This is a genomic window from Afipia sp. GW822-FHT03D08 (assembly GCF_058801645.1).
Genome location: NZ_JBXANK010000001.1, coordinates 973651 through 988697, shown reverse-complemented (window position 1 = coordinate 988697; position 15047 = coordinate 973651). Strand labels below are relative to the sequence as shown.

The following is a 15047-nucleotide window of genomic DNA, read 5'->3' as shown; positions in this document are numbered from 1 at the left end:
TTATGACGGCGCCGGGTGCCGGAGCATCGGGCGAGGACGATTTGATCGCGCGCTATTTCCGCCCGCTCGCGACCGATCCGGGTGCTTTCAGTCTCGTTGATGATGCGGCTCTGCTGAATCACTCCGGCGATGATCTTGTCGTAACCACGGACGCTATCGTCGAAGGCGTTCATTTCCTTGCCGATGATCCACCCGACACCATCGCGCGCAAGGCGCTGCGGGTGAATCTGTCGGACTTGGCAGCCAAGGGCGCTTCGCCTGCGGGGTTTGTGCTGACGCTTGCGCTACGGGACGCGGCGGACAAATGGCTGGCACTGTTCGCCTGCGCACTCGGCGAGGACGCGGCGGACTTCGGATGTCCGGTGCTCGGTGGCGATACGGTCTCGACGCCGGGACCGCTGATGATTTCGATCACGGCGTTCGGCCGTGTGCCGCCGGGCAAGATGGTTCGCCGGACCGGTGCGAAGCCGGGCGACCGGATCGCGGTCACCGGCACCATCGGCGATGCGGCGCTGGGCTTGCGCGTTCTCAAGGGCAAGATCACGGGCGGGGGGCTCGATACGTCCACGCGCGACTTCCTCATTCGGCGTTATCGCGTGCCTCAGCCGCGCAATGCGCTTGGTCTTGCGATCCGCGAACATGCCAATGCTGCGATGGATGTATCGGACGGATTGGCCGGCGATCTCACAAAGCTCTGTGTCGCATCTGGCGTGTCAGCCGCGATCGGCCTCGCGGCTGTTCCGCTCTCCGCTCCCACACGCGCCTTGCTCGCTAAGGGGAGTGCGGACATCGAAGCCGCAGTGTCCGGCGGGGATGATTACGAGGTGCTGTGCACCGTTCCGGAGAATCGGTGGGACTCGTTCGTCGCCGCTGCACGCAAGGCCGATGTGCCGGTATCGGCCATCGGCAGGATCGAGGCGGGCGCGGCAGCGCCCCGGTTCCTCGATGCAGCAGGCCAGCCGGTCGTGCTGAAACGCCTGTCCTACAGCCATTTCTGATACTTTTCGCGCTGCACCAAAACTCCCTGTGCAGCGTTCGTTGAATCATCCAAAAACCAGCCCCCCGAACACCGGTGGCGTTGCGTCAAGGGTACGATTTTGGCATTGTCCGCGCCGAATTGAGGCAGCTTTTCGCCTTCGAAAACGCATGACTTCTTTTTTGCGCGCCCGGTCGCCCTGTTACGACCCGTGGAGCGTTTCTGGGGAAACAGCAGGGGACTGAGGCAACATCAATGACAGCATTATGGTTGATCGTGCTCGCGGGAGCGCTTTCTATCGTCTACGCCGCGTGGGCAACTTCGTCGGTGCTTGGGGCTGATGCGGGCAATGCCCGTATGCAGGAAATCGCAGCAGCGGTGCGCGAAGGCGCGCAGGCCTATCTCAAGCGCCAGTACATGACGATCGGTATCGTCGGCATCGTGATCTTCGCGCTGCTGGCCTACTTCCTCGGCATTCTCGTGGCGGTCGGCTTCCTGATCGGCGCGGTGCTCTCGGGCGCTGCCGGCTTCATCGGCATGAACGTCTCGGTGCGCGCCAACGTCCGCACCGCGCAGGCGGCGACCAAGTCGCTGGCCGGCGGTCTTGAACTCGCGTTCAAGGCGGGCGCGATCACGGGCCTTCTGGTCGCAGGTCTCGCGCTGCTCGGCGTGACGCTGTACTTCATGTACCTCACCAAGGGCGCAGGTTTTGCCCCCAACAGCCGCACTGTTGTCGACGCACTGGTGGCGCTCGGCTTTGGCGCTTCGCTGATCTCGATCTTTGCGCGTCTCGGCGGCGGCATCTTCACCAAGGGTGCGGACGTCGGCGGCGATCTCGTCGGCAAGGTCGAAGCCGGCATTCCGGAAGATGATCCGCGCAACCCGGCCACCATCGCCGACAACGTCGGTGACAACGTCGGGGACTGCGCCGGCATGGCGGCCGACTTGTTCGAGACCTATGCCGTGACCGCGGTCGCGACCATGGTGCTCGCGGCGATCTTCTTCGCCACGTCGCCGCTGCTCGTGAACATGATGACGCTGCCGCTCGCCATTGGCGGTATCTGCATTCTGACCTCGATCGCTGGCACCTTCTTCGTGAAGCTCGGCGCCAGCCAGTCGATCATGGGAGCGCTGTACAAGGGGCTGATCGCCACCGGCGTTCTGTCGTTGATCGGTGTGGCCATTGTCATTCACCAATTGATCGGCTTCGGTCCGCTTGCTGGCGTGAAGTACACCGGCCTCGCCCTGTTCGAGTGCGGCGTCGTTGGTCTGGTGGTGACCGGTCTCATCATCTGGATCACCGAATACTATACCGGCACCGATTTCCGCCCGGTGAAGTCGATCGCGCAGTCGTCGGTGACTGGTCACGGCACCAACGTGATCCAGGGTCTCGCCATCTCGATGGAATCGACGGCGGCTCCGGCCATCGTCATCATCGCGGGCATCCTCGTGACCTATAGCCTCGCAGGCCTGTTCGGCATCGCGATTGCAACCACGACGATGCTGGCGCTGGCCGGCATGATCGTCGCGCTCGACGCTTTCGGACCCGTCACCGACAATGCCGGTGGCATTGCCGAAATGGCTGGCCTTCCGAAAGAAGTGCGCAAGGCCACCGACGCGCTCGACGCAGTCGGCAACACCACCAAGGCCGTCACCAAGGGCTATGCCATCGGTTCGGCCGGTCTGGGTGCACTGGTGCTGTTCGCTGCTTACAATGAAGATCTCAAGTTCTTCATCGCCAACGCTGCGAAGTATCCGTACTTCCAGGGGGTCATTCCTGACTTCTCGCTGAACAACCCTTACGTCGTTGTCGGTCTGCTGTTCGGCGGCCTGCTGCCTTACCTGTTCGGCGCGATGGGCATGACGGCCGTGGGCCGTGCTGCCGGCGCGATCGTCGAAGAGGTTCGTCGCCAGTTCCGCGAAAAGCCGGGCATCATGAAGGGCACCGACAAGCCGGATTACGGCAAGGCCGTTGACCTTCTGACCAAGGCCGCGATCAAGGAAATGATCATTCCGTCGCTGCTGCCGGTGCTGTCGCCGATCTTCGTCTACTTCGTGATCTATGTGATCGCGGGCGGTGGCGCAGCCGGCAAGTCGGCTGCGTTCTCGGCAGTCGGCGCGATGCTGCTCGGCGTGATCGTGACCGGTCTGTTCGTCGCGATCTCGATGACCTCGGGTGGCGGCGCATGGGACAACGCCAAGAAGTACATCGAGGATGGCCACTTCGGCGGCAAGGGTTCGGATGCTCACAAGGCAGCCGTGACCGGCGACACCGTCGGCGATCCCTACAAGGATACGGCAGGTCCTGCCGTGAACCCGATGATCAAGATCACCAACATCGTGGCATTGTTGTTGCTCGCGATCCTGGCGCACTAATCGTCGCAATCTAGAACTGGAAAGCCCCGCGGCTTGCGCTGCGGGGTTTTTCTTTGCGCGGTTGCCGCAGACGATTGTTGCGATTTGATGACAGGTTGAATCTTTGTCCCCGCTGAAAATTTTCGGTAGGTCGGGAAACCAACACATCCTTGGGCGTTGTTACTCATTCCACCACGGGAGGCGAACGCATGGCAGCCGACGATGGAGATCCGTTCGAGCAGGGGAAGCTCGCACGATTCAACAATGAGCCGCACGACAATCCCTATCCGGAAAACACCGAACAGCACGAGCGCTGGGAGGCGGGCTACAGGTTTGTAGAGCAGGGTTTGATGTCAGTCTGACCCTTTGCGTCGAAACGAAAAACGGCCGCCTTTGAGGGGCGGCCGTTTTGCTTGAGGCGTTGTCCGACGTCAGTTGACGTCCATCTTGAGGCCTTCCTTGTTGATGATGCCCGCGAACTTCTTGATCTCGGCTTCGACGAAGGCGGTGTATTGTTCCGGCGTTCCGTAATCGGGCACGGCACCCATCGCCGCGATGTTTCTCTTGATATCGTCGCGTTCCAGCATCTTTTTGATCTCGGCATTGTAGGCGTCGACGATCGGGCGCGGCGTTCCGGCTTGCATAAACATTCCGAACCAGGACGAGACGTCGAAGTTGGCAAGTTCCGGCGCACTCTCGCGCATTGTCGGGACGTTGGGCGCCTTGAAACTGCGCTCCGGCGTCGTCACGGCCAGTGCGACGAGCTTGCCATCTTCGGTCTGCGGCAGTGACGGATAAAGATTGTCGAACAGGATCGCCACGTCGCCGCCGAGCGCGCCGGTCAAGGCGGGGCCCGCGCCGCGGAACGGGATGTGCGTCATCTTCACACCGGTCAACTGCATGAACCAGACGGCGGTGAGGTGCGGGCTTTGTCCGACGCCTGACGTGCCGTAGTTCAGCTTGTCCGGATTGGCCTTGAGGTAGGTGATCAGTTCCTTGATCGACTTGATGCCGCTGGAAGGATGCGCGGAGATGATGTTCGGAATGCGGATGGCATTGCTGACCGGCTGCAACTGATCCGCCTTGTAGGGCAGGGAGCGAAAGATGCTGTAGGCCACGGCATTGGGCCCGGGGTTGCCCACCAGAATGCTGTTGCCGTCCGGCTTTTGCTGGACGTAGTAGGCGGTGCCGATGGTGCCGCCGCCGCCGGATTTGTTCTCGACTACGGCAGTGACGCCCCATGACTGCTGCAGGTGCTGCGCAAGGTAGCGGCCGATCACGTCGGTGCTGCCGCCGGGGGCCGCGGGCACGATGATGCGAACCGTTTCATTCGGACGCCAGTCGGCAGACTTCGCCGGGCGCGGCCAGAGCGGACTTGTCGAAAGAGCCGCGGCGCCCGACAGGACGGCGCGGCGAGAGAGTGAACGTGTCATCGGTAGTCCTCCCAACTGCATCTCGTTTTCGAGATATTGTTGGAGGAAAGCGTATCGGTCGGGTTTGGGGGCGGCAAGCGCCGCGGCTACGCACGACGGACGAGAGTTTCGCGCAGCAAAATACCGGCGGTTTGCCCGCCGGTATGATTCAGGGATCAGCGCGGGCTGAGGAGCTTGAAGATCGGCGTGAGGTAGCTCATTTCCTGACCGCTGGTCGGCGTCGTGCGGCTGATGAAATCGAAAATCTTGCCGTCCTGAAGTCCGTAATTCGCGATACGCTGGACCGTCCGGTTCTTGTCGAAATAGATCGCGATTACGCGCTGGTCGACGACCTGCTGCTGCATAAAGGCGACTTTGCGCTCCGAGCGCTGCGAGATGTAGTAGAACACTTCGCCGCTCAGGGTCGCGACGGTGGACGGCGTGCCCATCACGATGAGGACCTGATCCTGACTGGCGCCGATCGGAATTTGCTCGAGTGCGCCCGGGGGCAGGATGTAGCCCTTTTGGAACTGCTCACCGGTGCAGGCCGCCAGCATGGTGCCGACAAGCAGGGCAGCAGCCGCCACCCGGAGACTGGCAGCGAATCCCCGCATCCCAGCGGACTGTCTGAAAGCAGTCATCTTCCTCTTGCCTCTTGCATCAGCTTGAGCGTTGACGTACCGGGCAGAGCCTCGGATTTCAACACACCGGGAGCCATCAGCGCGATCAGGAATCGCCGCTGGCTCCGACGTGGAACCCAAAAATGCTTTGGCCATTCAATCGCTTCAGGAACCCCACCGTCCCGCGCGGCACCATTGAAGCCATCTATGGCATGATCGTGGCGCAAGCGCGAGAACCGGTGTTTTACACGGACCTCGGTGTCCGGGACACGGTTAATGGCCGATTCGACATGCTGATCCTGCACCTCTGGCTGGTGCTGCGCCGGTTACAGCCGATCGAGGGTGGAAGCGTCCTGTCACAGGCGCTTTTCGACCATTTCTGCGCGGACATGGACGATAACCTGCGCGAAATGGGGGTGGGAGACCTGACCGTCCCGAAGCGCATGCAGGCGTTCGGCGAGGCGTTCTACGGACGCTCGACGGCTTATGATTTGGCCTTAGAAGCGGGCGAGGCGGAATTGGCGCAGGCGTTGTCCAAGAATGTCTTCAACGGAGAGGCCCTGGAGAGAGCGAAGGCGCTCGCGGGATATGTCCGCGATGTCAGCGCCCGTCTGGCGGTTCTGGACGATGCGGCCGTTCGCACGGGGGCCTGGACCTTTCCAAAGGTTGAAACTGATCAACTGCGAGCAACGCCATGAGCAAGGGTCATACGACTGGCAGCGACCTTCCCTGGAGCTTTCCGGTGATGGTTTCCCAGTTGCCTGAAGCGGGATTGCATCAGGCTCTGGAAGCCAGCGCGGCTCAGCGCGATCTGATCGCCAAGGCCGCCGGTGTGAATGCGGTGCTGCGCGCCACTGCGTCATTCGATGTTGTGGCTGAAACCGAAGGCCGGGTGAGCGTCACCGGAAAGGTCACGGCCCGGGTCGAACAGACGTGCGTGGTTTCGCTCGATCCCGTCGAGAATGATATCGACGAAGATATTGCGGTTGTTTTCGCACCACCCGCGCAGATCCCGGCGGGCGCCAAATCGGTTCAGAAGGACGAAGGGGATGACGCGGAGATTCCCGATCTGCCTGAACCCATCGTCCATGGCGCGATCGACCTTGGCCAATTGGCCACAGAATTTCTCGTTCTGGGAATAGATCCCTATCCGCGCAAGCCGGGGGTCTCGTTCGTTCCGCCCGAAACCCCTGAAGACCCTGATGAGCACCCCTTTGCAGCCCTCAAGGCGCTCAAGGCCACGCCGGGCGGCTCTCAGGGCAAAAAACCCACGGGAAAATGACGCGGCTGCGGGAAGCGCTTGACCGAACCTGCGGCCGGGGTCAAGCCGTTGTATCGCACCACAAAAACGCTATTGTCGCTGCCCGGCTGGGGCTGCGCTGTTTTTGGCGAAGACTTCCGCCTACCGCTGTCACAACGATGGCATCCAGCTCGCGGCCAGTTGCTTCGAGGCCGCAACGATCAGGTTTCCGGGACGCTTATGCCGCAAAAGGTTCGAATCGCGCTTGACGCCATGGGCGGCGATTTCGGTGCATCGGTGGTGGTCCCGGGGGCGGCACTCGCCTTGATGCGGCACACCGACGTCGAATTTCTGCTGTTCGGCAACAGCGCGTTGATTGACGAGCAGCTTGAGTCTCATCCAGCACTGAAAGCCGTCTCAAAGGTCTTTCATGCCGAGATCGCCATCAGCATGGATGAGAAGCCCAGTCAGGCCCTGCGCCGCGGCCGCAAGTCATCCTCGATGTGGCTGGCGATCGACGCCGTCAAAAAGGGCGAGGCCGACGTCGCGGTCTCAGCCGGCAACACCGGCGCGCTTATGGCGATGTCGCGGCTGAACCTGCACATGATGCCTGGCATCGACCGACCGGCCATCGCGGCCGTGTGGCCGACCGTGCGCGGCGAGTCGGTCGTGCTCGATGTCGGCGCCTCGATCGGCGGGGATGCCCGCCATCTCGCGTCGCTGGCGATCATGGGAAGCGCCATGGCACGCGTTCTGTTCGATCTCGAACGGCCGACCGTGGGTCTGCTCAACATCGGCGTCGAGGAAGTGAAGGGCGTCGAGGCCGTCCGGGGAGCTGCCGAACTGCTCCGGGCGATGAACCTGCCGCAGCTCGATTTCATCGGCTTCGTCGAAGGCGACGGCATCGGCAAGGGTGCTGCAGACGTCATCGTGACCGAAGGCTTCAGCGGCAACATCGCCCTCAAGACCGCCGAGGGAACGGCCAGGCAGATTGCGGAATATCTCCGCAGCGCCATGAGCCGGACCTGGCGTTCCAAGCTCGGCTATATTTTCGCGCGCGGTGCCTTCAATGCGCTGCGCGACAAGATGGACCCTCGCAAGGTCAATGGCGGGGTCTTCCTTGGACTGAATGGCGTGGTCATCAAGAGTCATGGCGGCACCGATGCCGAAGGCTTTGCGTCGGCAGTTGACGTTGGCTATGACATGGTTCGCTACGATCTCCTGCCCAAGATCAATCAAACACTCAACCGCGACGGCCATGCTCTTTCGATCGTGCCGAACGCGCAGGAGGCTGTCTCGTGACTGTGATGCGTTCGGTTGTGCTCGGCTACGGCTCTTATTTGCCGGAGCGCATTTTGACCAACGCCGAACTGGCGAAGATGGTCGACACCTCGGATGAGTGGATCATCCAGCGCACAGGCATCAAGCAGCGCCATATCGCGGCGGAGGGAGAGTTCACCTCGCATCTCGGTCTCAAGGCCGCACAGGCGGCGATCGCCAACGCCGGGATCGACACGCAGTCGATCGATCTGATCGTGCTGGCGACCTCGACACCCGACAACACATTCCCGGCGACTGCGGTTGCGATCCAGAACGGTCTGGGAATCAATCACGGCGCCGCGTTCGATCTGCAGGCGGTCTGCTCCGGCTTCATTTTCGCGCTGGCGACCGCCGACAATTTTCTGAAGACCGGTGCGTTCAAGCGGGCGCTGGTGATCGGGGCGGAAACCTTCTCGCGTATCCTGGACTGGAACGACCGTGGAACCTGCGTGCTTTTCGGTGACGGCGCCGGCGCGGTGGTCCTTGAGGCTCAATCGCAGGCCGGAACTTCTGCGGACCGCGGCATCCTGACCACACATCTGCGTTCTGACGGCCGTCACAAGGACAAGCTGTTTGTCGATGGCGGCCCCTCGAGCACCCAGACCGTCGGCCACCTGAGGATGGAAGGCCGTGAAGTGTTCAAGCACGCCGTCGGCATGATCACCGACGTCATCGTCGACGCATTTGATGCGACGGGGACGACGGCTGACGACATCGACTGGCTGGTTCCGCATCAGGCCAACAAGCGCATCATCGATGCATCTGCGAAGAAGCTTCATATTGCGCCGCAGAAAGTGGTGCTCACGGTCGACCGTCACGGAAACACCTCGGCAGCGTCGATCCCCCTCGCGCTCGCGGCTGCGGCCGACGACGGACGTATCAAGAAGAACGATCTTTTGATGCTGGAAGCGATGGGAGGCGGCTTCACCTGGGGATCGGCGCTATTGCGCTGGTGAGTCTTTTGCTAAAGTCTGTCGATAATTGAAAACAATTTCATGCTGTTGCATCGATGAGCAAGGTTGACCCTCGGTCGCTAAGCTCATAATTTCAGAACATAAATTTGTTCGCCGTGAGCGGGGCAGGCGATGACCGGAACCGGGAAGACAGTCACACGCGTTGATCTGTGCGAAGCCGTCTACCAAAAGGTAGGGCTGTCGCGCACGGAGTCGTCTGCGTTCGTTGAACTGGTGTTGAAAGAGATCACCGACTGCCTCGAGAAGGGCGAGACGGTGAAACTGTCGTCATTCGGTTCCTTCATGGTGCGCAAAAAGGGCCAGCGTATCGGCCGTAATCCAAAGACCGGAACAGAAGTGCCGATTTCTCCGCGGCGGGTTATGGTGTTCAAGCCGTCAGCGATTCTCAAGCAGCGTATCAACGGCAACGGCAGTGGCGGCGGTACCGCCGATAGCGCCGACGACTGACTGACTTAGGACAAAGACGAACCTAGGACGGCGGCTTTCAACGGGGAGCCAGCATTTTGGACAAAGCGCCGGATGCGTTTCGGACAATCAGCGAGGTCGCTGAGGACCTTGATGTGCCGCAGCACGTCCTGAGGTTCTGGGAAACGCGCTTCAACCAGATCAAGCCGATGAAGCGGAGCGGGGGCCGCCGCTACTATCGCCCCGATGATGTCAGCCTGTTGCGTGGCATCCGCCGGCTGCTTTACGGCGAGGGCTACACCATCCGCGGTGTGCAGCGCATTCTGCGCGAGCATGGCGTGAAATCGGTCCAGAGCCTCACCGACGGGTCAGCCGATCATGCTACCGCGCTGTTCGATGGACCCTCGTTCGGGCCGGAAAAGGGCGAACACGCCCCACACCTGGCAGCCGACGAAGTGGAGATCGACACCGAGGACGAACTCGCCGCCGCCGACGAACCTGATGCCCACCAAGATGAGTATCCCTCGACGCTGTCGCTGCGCGATCTCGGGCCGCCGCTGACGGAGATCTCAGCGCCGAAAGCTGTGGTGCAGAAGCCGGTGCAGCCGGCTCCGCTGAACGGCCTGTCCGGCGCCGAGGCCTATGCCCCGCCGAATATCCGGAAAAGCGCGAGGCCGATGGATCGCGGCAAGCTTCAGGCGGCGCTGGACGATCTGATCGGCGCGAGAGCGCTGATCGATCAGGTCCTGAAGGAAGGCTAAGCCGTTTTGGCCGCAGGGCGCTGGTCCTGCGGGGTTTGCCAGTCGACCTGAAGCTTGGAAATCAGGGCATTCCCCCCGGGGGAAGCCCCTTCTTGCACCATGGCGCGAACGGGGCTACAGGATCGGGGCCTCACGGCACGGTTCGGAGCGTAGCGCAGCCCGGTTAGCGCACTAGTCTGGGGGACTAGGGGTCGGAGGTTCGAATCCTCTCGCTCCGACCATTTTACCAAACGAAATCAATATCAAGTTTCGGTCTCTGGCTCCCGCCGCAGTGGCGGTTGCCATTTAGTTGCCAATTTTGTTCGTCGGCCGTTCCTGTTTATCGCGGAAGTCTTCAAGCTTCGCGATAGCGTTCGCAGCCAATACGCCGCGACGCGCGAGGTAGGTGTCGATAACGCGTTGGGCCTTATCCACCGTCCACGTCAAGGCCTCGGCTATCTCCGGCGCGGTTGCCCCGGCCTCCGCAAGCAAGGTCGCTGCGGTCCCACGGTTGTCATGGAAATTCAAGTCGCCCGCATTCACCAGGTCGGCGTCTTCCCGCCAATGCTGATTGAAATAGCGGCGGGTGTAAGCTCGGCCTGTAGGCGTCGGCATAACCAAGGCGCCTACGCGCTCGAGGCTATCGAGATGAGCCTTTAATTCGCGGGTGGCCGGTATCCAGAGCAACTTTCCTGTTTTGCTGGATCTGATTTGAACCTGGTGACCGTTGTATCTATTCCAAGGGAATTTCCGAATATCGCTCGCTCGCATGGCGGTATTCCGGACCATGATCATGGCCGTCTTCATTGCCAGCCGGGCAGCGGAGATGAATTCCTGTTGCAGTTCTGGAGACCAGACCTTGTCCGCGCGGTTGCTTCTGTAAAGGCGCTCAAACGACGGAAGAGGGTGGTATTTGATCTGCCTCTTCTCCTTCGCGAAACTAAGCACGCGGCAGAGCGCGGACATCAAGTTGTCGGCCGATCGATGAGAAGTCTTGCCGAGTTCCTGGTGCCAAGCCAGCGCATCGGCGGCGAACGCCTCGGCGTCATCAACGCTGTTGAAGGTATCCTGCGGAACGGTGCCCCATTTCTTTTCGATGCGCTTAAACTTCCACGGATATTGCGTGCGAGATTCCTCGCTCAATTGATTGAACGTTTCTGATGTATCGAAGAACCTAATGAGGTCCGCGAGCGTCCTTTGCCCGCTGCGGCGGACCTTCTTTTGCGCGGCGGCGTAGCTTTCCGCCAGATTGTCCGGGTCGAGGGGGAGCCCCGTCGCGCGATGATAAAGGAAGATTTTGATTGAGCCATCAGCCAGTTTTTTGGCCGTGCGCTTAATGCCGCGGAGTTTAAGCGGTTTCCGTTTGAGGCGCATTCTCAGCCTTCCAGCGCTGGTAGGGGGATAACTCGGACGAGTCTGTCACAAGTCCCGAGGCTCGGTCCAGCGCCCTGTCCAGGGCTTTTCTGTCCCATCGGTTTGTCCCTGGTATGGGATCGGGCACAATTCCTTTCTTTCGCCAAGCATCAAATGCCGCATGCGTTTTGCAGCCGCAGTACTCCGCAGCCTCATCTTTGGTCATGCAGCGATTTGGCCGAGTATCGTTCACGGTTTAGCCACCCTATGTGTTGATGCCGCAATATCAACGCGGATGGACGTCGGCTCGCATATGCAATCGAATTGTTTGAAGCGTGGCGCCCCACTTGCATCGAGTCCGACCCGAGATAATCTTTGAGGTGGCTCGGGGGACTTGCAATGAGTTGGGGATTTGAGATCGGTCGCGTCTATAACCGGCGCGTCGACATTCACGCAAAATTGGGAGGGCAACAACAGGGTGGGATCATCACGCCGGCGAAGCATTCCGTTGTGATAATCATCACTGGCGAGGAGGGGCTTCAGCACGGTTATAAAGACCGGCTTCGGGACGATGGTGTCTTTGAGTATTTTGGTGAGGGTCAGCTTGGGGGCATGACCCTGACGAAGGGCAACAAAGCGATCGCGGATCATTCTGCGAATGGGAAAAGCCTCTTGCTCTTCAAAAAGACAAAAACGGGCCTTCGGTACGAAGGTGAAATGGTTTGCGAGACTATTCAAATGAAACGCGCGCCCGATCGCACCGGCGCCGATCGCGATGTCTTGGTTTTTGAGCTTAGAACGTTGGAGTCTGTCTCCGAAATTGTCGAAGGGCAATCGGCTGGTTCGCCGATGGATATCCACGCGCTGTTTAAACGCGCTCTTGAGGCAGCCAGTACGGGCAAAAAGTCTTCCGCCGCGGGAAATAGGACCGTCTATCAGAGAAGTGCAGACGTTAGGAACTACGTGCTGGCTAGAGCAAATGGCTCTTGTGAAGGTTGCGAAAATGCGGCGCCGTTTAAGCGGAAGGATGGAACGCCTTATTTGGAGCCTCACCACATCCGGCGCGTGAGCGACGGTGGACCGGACCATCCCGAGCACGTCATCGCATTGTGCCCGACCTGTCATCGCAGGGTTCACGCCGGTCACGACGGTGAGAGCTACAACACAACGCTTCGGCAACGGATGGCCAAGATTCAGCCTCGCTCTTGATCGCAGGTCCACCGAATTTAGTGAGTGCGTCTGGCTCATGTCCGGACGTCACGCGAACAACTTTTGTCGAAACCGCGCGACTGGCTCACCGGGTTAGATTTGAGAGGACGGCCCTTGGGGACTTTCTTCCGGCGATCGGCAGGCTTCCGAGGCTTGATCTTCTTCGGTTTCCGCGGCGCCTTGGTTTGGGATGCCCGTTCTTCGCCCCCGGATTCGCGCCAGAGCGACAGGGCGATCGCGAACGGGTCGCGCCCGACGCGCTTCCAGAATTCGACTTCGCCCACGTTGTGCTGAGCTAGCAGCCCGGTCCGGTGGCAATACGCGCACAGCGGCAACGTCCACATGTCTGACGGCTTCTCGCCCTTGCCGGTGTATTCCTTGCCGCGCGCAGGGCAGGCCATCCGGATGTGGGCCGCCTCGGACGGCCCTGGTCGTTTGCACGCGCAGCACGGACGCGTCCGAACGAATGCGAGATGGGCGGCGTCGTGAAGCCGGGGCGCGCGCTGGCGTAGTTCGGTCATAGCGGATTGCCCCCGTATTCCGTCGGGTCGGCATCCATCGCGGCGTCGCTGACGATCGCCCATGTAACGAGAGAACCACCTACGGCGCCGAGAATGAACATGAGGAGGAGCAACGCCATCATCGCAAACCCTCCGCTGCGGCCGCGATCGTTTCGCGGGCGAGGTGCACGGCGGCGTCCATGTGTGACGTGATGACAGCGGCCCGATACTGTTCAGGCGTGTGGCATTTCAGGTAGCAGATGACGTCGCGCTCGCTGTCGAGATCGAGCGGGCCCGTTGCGCCCGCGACCAGGTGCGCAGCCATGTCGCGGATTGTCTGCTCGCGTTCCTTGGCGGCGACCAAATCAGCCGGGGAGAAGTGGAGCCCGTTCACGCGCGCTACATGCATGCTCATGCTCCGAAGCTTTCGTATGCGCCGCCAATGACGCCGGCGGGGATCGAAACGCGTTTGGCGCCGCGGAACGTGTTCCGGTTGATCTCGCCCGCCATGTGAAGAAGGGAAGCCCAGTCGGCTTTGAGTTCGTCGCTGTAATGTTCGGCGAGGGAAGGGCGGTACATCGCGCCCGCGAGTTCACACTTCTTGAACAGCCAGTCGCAGGCTTTCACGACGATCAGCTCGGGGCGCGGTCCAGCGAACTCTTCGACCGGACGGCGAGGAAGCCACTTCGCGTTTCCCCGGATGCCGTCGAACGAGACGAGAAGCGCTCTTGGCGTCTCGTAGTGTTTGTAGAGCGGGACGGCCCGCAGGCTGTTCAGGTATTGCTGCGCTGTTTGCCGAGCCATCCCGCCGCTCCCGTATGGATAGAACCAACGGAGGCAAGGTAGGTGATGCCTACCTACATGTCAATCGTAAAAGTAGGTATCGGCTACTTGTTGATAGCGCGGAGCTCATATGTTCTTGATTTGTTCCTAAGTTGGAGTCAGCCTAGGGCTGGCAACGTAAGAGTGCAGGGAGCGTATCAATGGCCTACAAAGAAATGTTCTTCATTCAAGTCTTTGGAATTTCTTCCAAAAACCGGTTGTCGCTGCTGGCGACGTACCACGCCAACAACGCCGAACACGCCGTCAGCCGTGCGGCAGCCTACGCCGATCGCGGCGCGCCCGGCGCCATCGCGTTCAGCCAAATGATCGACGACAGGGCCGAGGATGCGCTTGAGCCCGTCCTGCTCGCATCTTTCGGCCAGGTGCCGCCCGAGGCGAGGGCGGTAGCATGACGCGTTAAATCTAATCCTCGACGACTCCAAAAATGCGCGGAAAGGCCCCATATTAGGGGCCTTCATCGCATGTGGAGTATCGCGATGGCCTACCGTCACCCGAGAGACTTGGCCGATGCCATGGCCCCCCGCCGCAAAACCGCGGAGCCCGATGACGGGTTTGTACGGGAGAGCTTCACCCTGAACCGGGAAGAGGCGAGGCGGACGGCGAGGGCGTTCCTCGATCGGTGGCCGGCGGCGGCATACATGTCCGCCGTCGATAACTGGCGGCAACTCCCCGGCGACCGGATCGAGTTCACGATGAGGCGTTTGAGGTCGGCGGATTAGGGTAGTGTCTCAGTTTGAAAATAATCCGGCTTGACGCCCGGTCGCACTCCCACCGCAAAATGGGGTGCTTAGCGATAAGCAGGAGGAACACCGTGGTCGATTTCAACGCCGTGTCGCGTGCCGTCAGCGGCAAGCTTTACGAGTGCGAGCATAAAGCCCAAGACGACGCCCAGCGGTCCCGCTTGGGCGCAGAGGCCATTACCATCGCGGTTCTCGGCGTTCTCAAAGAGTTGCAAGAAATTCACGAAACCCTGAGGGGAAGCCACGATGCCCCGAGGCCCTAAAGGCGAGAAGCGCCCCGCTGACGTGATCGGAGCCGCCGTCATGATCGGTCGCGACCGGCGAGATTGAGGAGAAGCCACCCGCCAGCACCAAGAATGC

20 protein-coding genes and 1 tRNA gene are annotated in these 15047 nt (G+C 60.9%); 14 read left to right on the top strand and 7 right to left on the bottom strand.

The features are described from left to right. Positions 1-2 precede the first annotated feature (2 nt). The 3 genes from thiL (at position 3) to AC1RM7_RS04805 (ending at position 3693) form a co-directional block, all read left to right on the top strand. Positions 3-998 carry a thiamine-phosphate kinase gene (gene thiL, locus AC1RM7_RS04815; protein ID WP_024918837.1) on the top strand — a complete coding sequence of 332 codons (996 nt, stop codon included), beginning with the start codon at positions 3-5 and terminating at the stop codon, positions 996-998. A gap of 233 nt (positions 999-1231) precedes the next feature. Further along, positions 1232-3352, top strand: a complete 2121-nt coding sequence (locus AC1RM7_RS04810; protein ID WP_024918836.1) for a sodium-translocating pyrophosphatase — start codon at positions 1232-1234, stop codon at positions 3350-3352. A gap of 188 nt (positions 3353-3540) precedes the next feature. Further along, positions 3541-3693, top strand: a complete 153-nt coding sequence (locus AC1RM7_RS04805) for a hypothetical protein (RefSeq protein WP_006020856.1) — start codon at positions 3541-3543, stop codon at positions 3691-3693. A 69-nt stretch (positions 3694-3762) separates the two neighbouring features. On the opposite strand, the gene AC1RM7_RS04800 is transcribed toward AC1RM7_RS04805, so the two are convergent. Continuing rightward, the gene (locus AC1RM7_RS04800) at positions 3763-4764 is read right to left on the bottom strand and encodes a Bug family tripartite tricarboxylate transporter substrate binding protein (RefSeq protein ID WP_024918835.1); all 1002 of its coding nucleotides are present in this window, start codon (positions 4762-4764) and stop codon (positions 3763-3765) included. A 155-nt stretch (positions 4765-4919) separates the two neighbouring features. After that, on the bottom strand, positions 4920-5384 hold the full coding sequence (locus tag AC1RM7_RS04795) for an outer membrane protein assembly factor BamE (RefSeq protein ID WP_024918834.1): 465 nt from the start codon (positions 5382-5384) through the stop codon (positions 4920-4922). Between the two features lie 122 nt (positions 5385-5506). Here AC1RM7_RS04795 and AC1RM7_RS04790 point away from each other — a divergent pair, with 122 nt between their 5' ends. The 7 genes from AC1RM7_RS04790 to AC1RM7_RS04760 all read left to right on the top strand — a co-directional run bounded on the left by AC1RM7_RS04790 (position 5507) and on the right by AC1RM7_RS04760 (position 10284). Beyond that, positions 5507-6061 (top strand): ubiquinol-cytochrome C chaperone family protein, encoded by a 555-nt coding sequence (locus tag AC1RM7_RS04790; protein WP_024918833.1) that lies wholly within the window; start codon positions 5507-5509, stop codon positions 6059-6061. Further along, positions 6058-6645, top strand: a complete 588-nt coding sequence (locus AC1RM7_RS04785) for a YceD family protein (RefSeq protein ID WP_024918832.1) — start codon at positions 6058-6060, stop codon at positions 6643-6645. Before AC1RM7_RS04790 ends, AC1RM7_RS04785 begins: the two co-directional genes overlap by 4 nt. A 198-nt stretch (positions 6646-6843) precedes the next feature. Next, the gene (gene plsX, locus AC1RM7_RS04780) at positions 6844-7905 is read left to right on the top strand and encodes a phosphate acyltransferase PlsX (RefSeq protein ID WP_024918831.1); all 1062 of its coding nucleotides are present in this window, start codon (positions 6844-6846) and stop codon (positions 7903-7905) included. Next, entirely contained in the window at positions 7902-8879 is a 978-nt protein-coding gene (locus AC1RM7_RS04775; RefSeq protein WP_006020850.1) for a beta-ketoacyl-ACP synthase III, read from the top strand. The genes plsX and AC1RM7_RS04775 overlap by 4 nt, the downstream gene beginning before the upstream one ends. A gap of 129 nt (positions 8880-9008) precedes the next feature. Beyond that, positions 9009-9344: an integration host factor subunit alpha gene (locus AC1RM7_RS04770; RefSeq protein WP_006020849.1), complete on the top strand. Its 336-nt coding sequence runs from the start codon at positions 9009-9011 to the stop codon at positions 9342-9344. Between the two features lie 56 nt (positions 9345-9400). Then, positions 9401-10063 carry a MerR family transcriptional regulator gene (locus AC1RM7_RS04765; RefSeq protein ID WP_006020848.1) on the top strand — a complete coding sequence of 221 codons (663 nt, stop codon included), beginning with the start codon at positions 9401-9403 and terminating at the stop codon, positions 10061-10063. Positions 10064-10206: 143 nt separating this feature from the next. Beyond that, positions 10207-10284 (top strand) — tRNA-Pro (locus AC1RM7_RS04760). A gap of 64 nt (positions 10285-10348) precedes the next feature. Here AC1RM7_RS04760 and AC1RM7_RS04755 read toward each other — a convergent pair. Then, a complete protein-coding gene (locus AC1RM7_RS04755) occupies positions 10349-11416 on the bottom strand; it encodes a tyrosine-type recombinase/integrase (RefSeq protein ID WP_492838723.1) in 1068 nt (355 codons plus the stop codon). A 378-nt stretch (positions 11417-11794) separates the two neighbouring features. Between AC1RM7_RS04755 and AC1RM7_RS04750 the strand changes: the two genes are divergently transcribed. Further along, on the top strand, positions 11795-12604 hold the full coding sequence (locus AC1RM7_RS04750) for an HNH endonuclease (protein ID WP_492838721.1): 810 nt from the start codon (positions 11795-11797) through the stop codon (positions 12602-12604). A 35-nt stretch (positions 12605-12639) separates the two neighbouring features. Here AC1RM7_RS04750 and AC1RM7_RS04745 read toward each other — a convergent pair whose 3' ends face one another. From AC1RM7_RS04745 to AC1RM7_RS04730, 4 genes are read right to left on the bottom strand one after another with little or no spacing between them, the layout of a single operon-like run. Further along, positions 12640-13125 (bottom strand): DUF968 domain-containing protein, encoded by a 486-nt coding sequence (locus AC1RM7_RS04745; protein ID WP_492838720.1) that lies wholly within the window; start codon positions 13123-13125, stop codon positions 12640-12642. Further along, the gene (locus AC1RM7_RS04740) at positions 13122-13244 is read right to left on the bottom strand and encodes a hypothetical protein (protein WP_492943883.1); all 123 of its coding nucleotides are present in this window, start codon (positions 13242-13244) and stop codon (positions 13122-13124) included. The genes AC1RM7_RS04745 and AC1RM7_RS04740 overlap by 4 nt, the downstream gene beginning before the upstream one ends. Further along, positions 13244-13513, bottom strand: a complete 270-nt coding sequence (locus tag AC1RM7_RS04735) for a hypothetical protein (RefSeq protein ID WP_492838718.1) — start codon at positions 13511-13513, stop codon at positions 13244-13246. The genes AC1RM7_RS04740 and AC1RM7_RS04735 overlap by 1 nt, the downstream gene beginning before the upstream one ends. Before the next feature lie 2 nt (positions 13514-13515). Beyond that, on the bottom strand, positions 13516-13908 hold the full coding sequence (locus AC1RM7_RS04730; RefSeq protein WP_492838717.1) for a hypothetical protein: 393 nt from the start codon (positions 13906-13908) through the stop codon (positions 13516-13518). Positions 13909-14087: 179 nt separating this feature from the next. Here AC1RM7_RS04730 and AC1RM7_RS04725 point away from each other — a divergent pair, with 179 nt between their 5' ends. From AC1RM7_RS04725 to AC1RM7_RS04715, 3 genes are all read left to right on the top strand, one after another. After that, the gene (locus tag AC1RM7_RS04725; RefSeq protein WP_492838715.1) at positions 14088-14339 is read left to right on the top strand and encodes a hypothetical protein; all 252 of its coding nucleotides are present in this window, start codon (positions 14088-14090) and stop codon (positions 14337-14339) included. An 84-nt stretch (positions 14340-14423) separates the two neighbouring features. After that, on the top strand, positions 14424-14666 hold the full coding sequence (locus AC1RM7_RS04720) for a hypothetical protein (RefSeq protein ID WP_492838713.1): 243 nt from the start codon (positions 14424-14426) through the stop codon (positions 14664-14666). Positions 14667-14758: 92 nt separating this feature from the next. Next, positions 14759-14950 (top strand): hypothetical protein, encoded by a 192-nt coding sequence (locus AC1RM7_RS04715; RefSeq protein ID WP_492838711.1) that lies wholly within the window; start codon positions 14759-14761, stop codon positions 14948-14950. The last annotated feature ends 97 nt before the right edge of the window (positions 14951-15047 follow it).

Excerpts from the sequence above, each read along its gene's own strand:
- AC1RM7_RS04785 (WP_024918832.1), top strand. The coding sequence starts at position 6,058 with ATGAGCAAGGGTCATACGACTGGCAGCGACCTTCCCTGGAGCTTTCCG.
- AC1RM7_RS04805 (WP_006020856.1), top strand. The coding sequence starts at position 3,541 with ATGGCAGCCGACGATGGAGATCCGTTCGAGCAGGGGAAGCTCGCACGA.
- AC1RM7_RS04755 (WP_492838723.1), bottom strand. The coding sequence starts at position 11,416 with ATGCGCCTCAAACGGAAACCGCTTAAACTCCGCGGCATTAAGCGCACG.
- AC1RM7_RS04770 (WP_006020849.1), top strand. The coding sequence starts at position 9,009 with ATGACCGGAACCGGGAAGACAGTCACACGCGTTGATCTGTGCGAAGCC.
- AC1RM7_RS04795 (WP_024918834.1), bottom strand. The coding sequence starts at position 5,384 with ATGACTGCTTTCAGACAGTCCGCTGGGATGCGGGGATTCGCTGCCAGT.
- plsX (WP_024918831.1), top strand. The coding sequence starts at position 6,844 with ATGCCGCAAAAGGTTCGAATCGCGCTTGACGCCATGGGCGGCGATTTC.
- thiL (WP_024918837.1), top strand. The coding sequence starts at position 3 with ATGACGGCGCCGGGTGCCGGAGCATCGGGCGAGGACGATTTGATCGCG.
- AC1RM7_RS04750 (WP_492838721.1), top strand. The coding sequence starts at position 11,795 with ATGAGTTGGGGATTTGAGATCGGTCGCGTCTATAACCGGCGCGTCGAC.
- AC1RM7_RS04745 (WP_492838720.1), bottom strand. The coding sequence starts at position 13,125 with ATGACCGAACTACGCCAGCGCGCGCCCCGGCTTCACGACGCCGCCCAT.
- AC1RM7_RS04720 (WP_492838713.1), top strand. The coding sequence starts at position 14,424 with ATGGCCTACCGTCACCCGAGAGACTTGGCCGATGCCATGGCCCCCCGC.
- AC1RM7_RS04790 (WP_024918833.1), top strand. The coding sequence starts at position 5,507 with ATGCTTTGGCCATTCAATCGCTTCAGGAACCCCACCGTCCCGCGCGGC.
- AC1RM7_RS04735 (WP_492838718.1), bottom strand. The coding sequence starts at position 13,513 with ATGCATGTAGCGCGCGTGAACGGGCTCCACTTCTCCCCGGCTGATTTG.
- AC1RM7_RS04725 (WP_492838715.1), top strand. The coding sequence starts at position 14,088 with ATGGCCTACAAAGAAATGTTCTTCATTCAAGTCTTTGGAATTTCTTCC.
- AC1RM7_RS04740 (WP_492943883.1), bottom strand. The coding sequence starts at position 13,244 with ATGGCGTTGCTCCTCCTCATGTTCATTCTCGGCGCCGTAGGTGGTTCT.
- AC1RM7_RS04810 (WP_024918836.1), top strand. The coding sequence starts at position 1,232 with ATGACAGCATTATGGTTGATCGTGCTCGCGGGAGCGCTTTCTATCGTC.
- AC1RM7_RS04730 (WP_492838717.1), bottom strand. The coding sequence starts at position 13,908 with ATGGCTCGGCAAACAGCGCAGCAATACCTGAACAGCCTGCGGGCCGTC.
- AC1RM7_RS04800 (WP_024918835.1), bottom strand. The coding sequence starts at position 4,764 with ATGACACGTTCACTCTCTCGCCGCGCCGTCCTGTCGGGCGCCGCGGCT.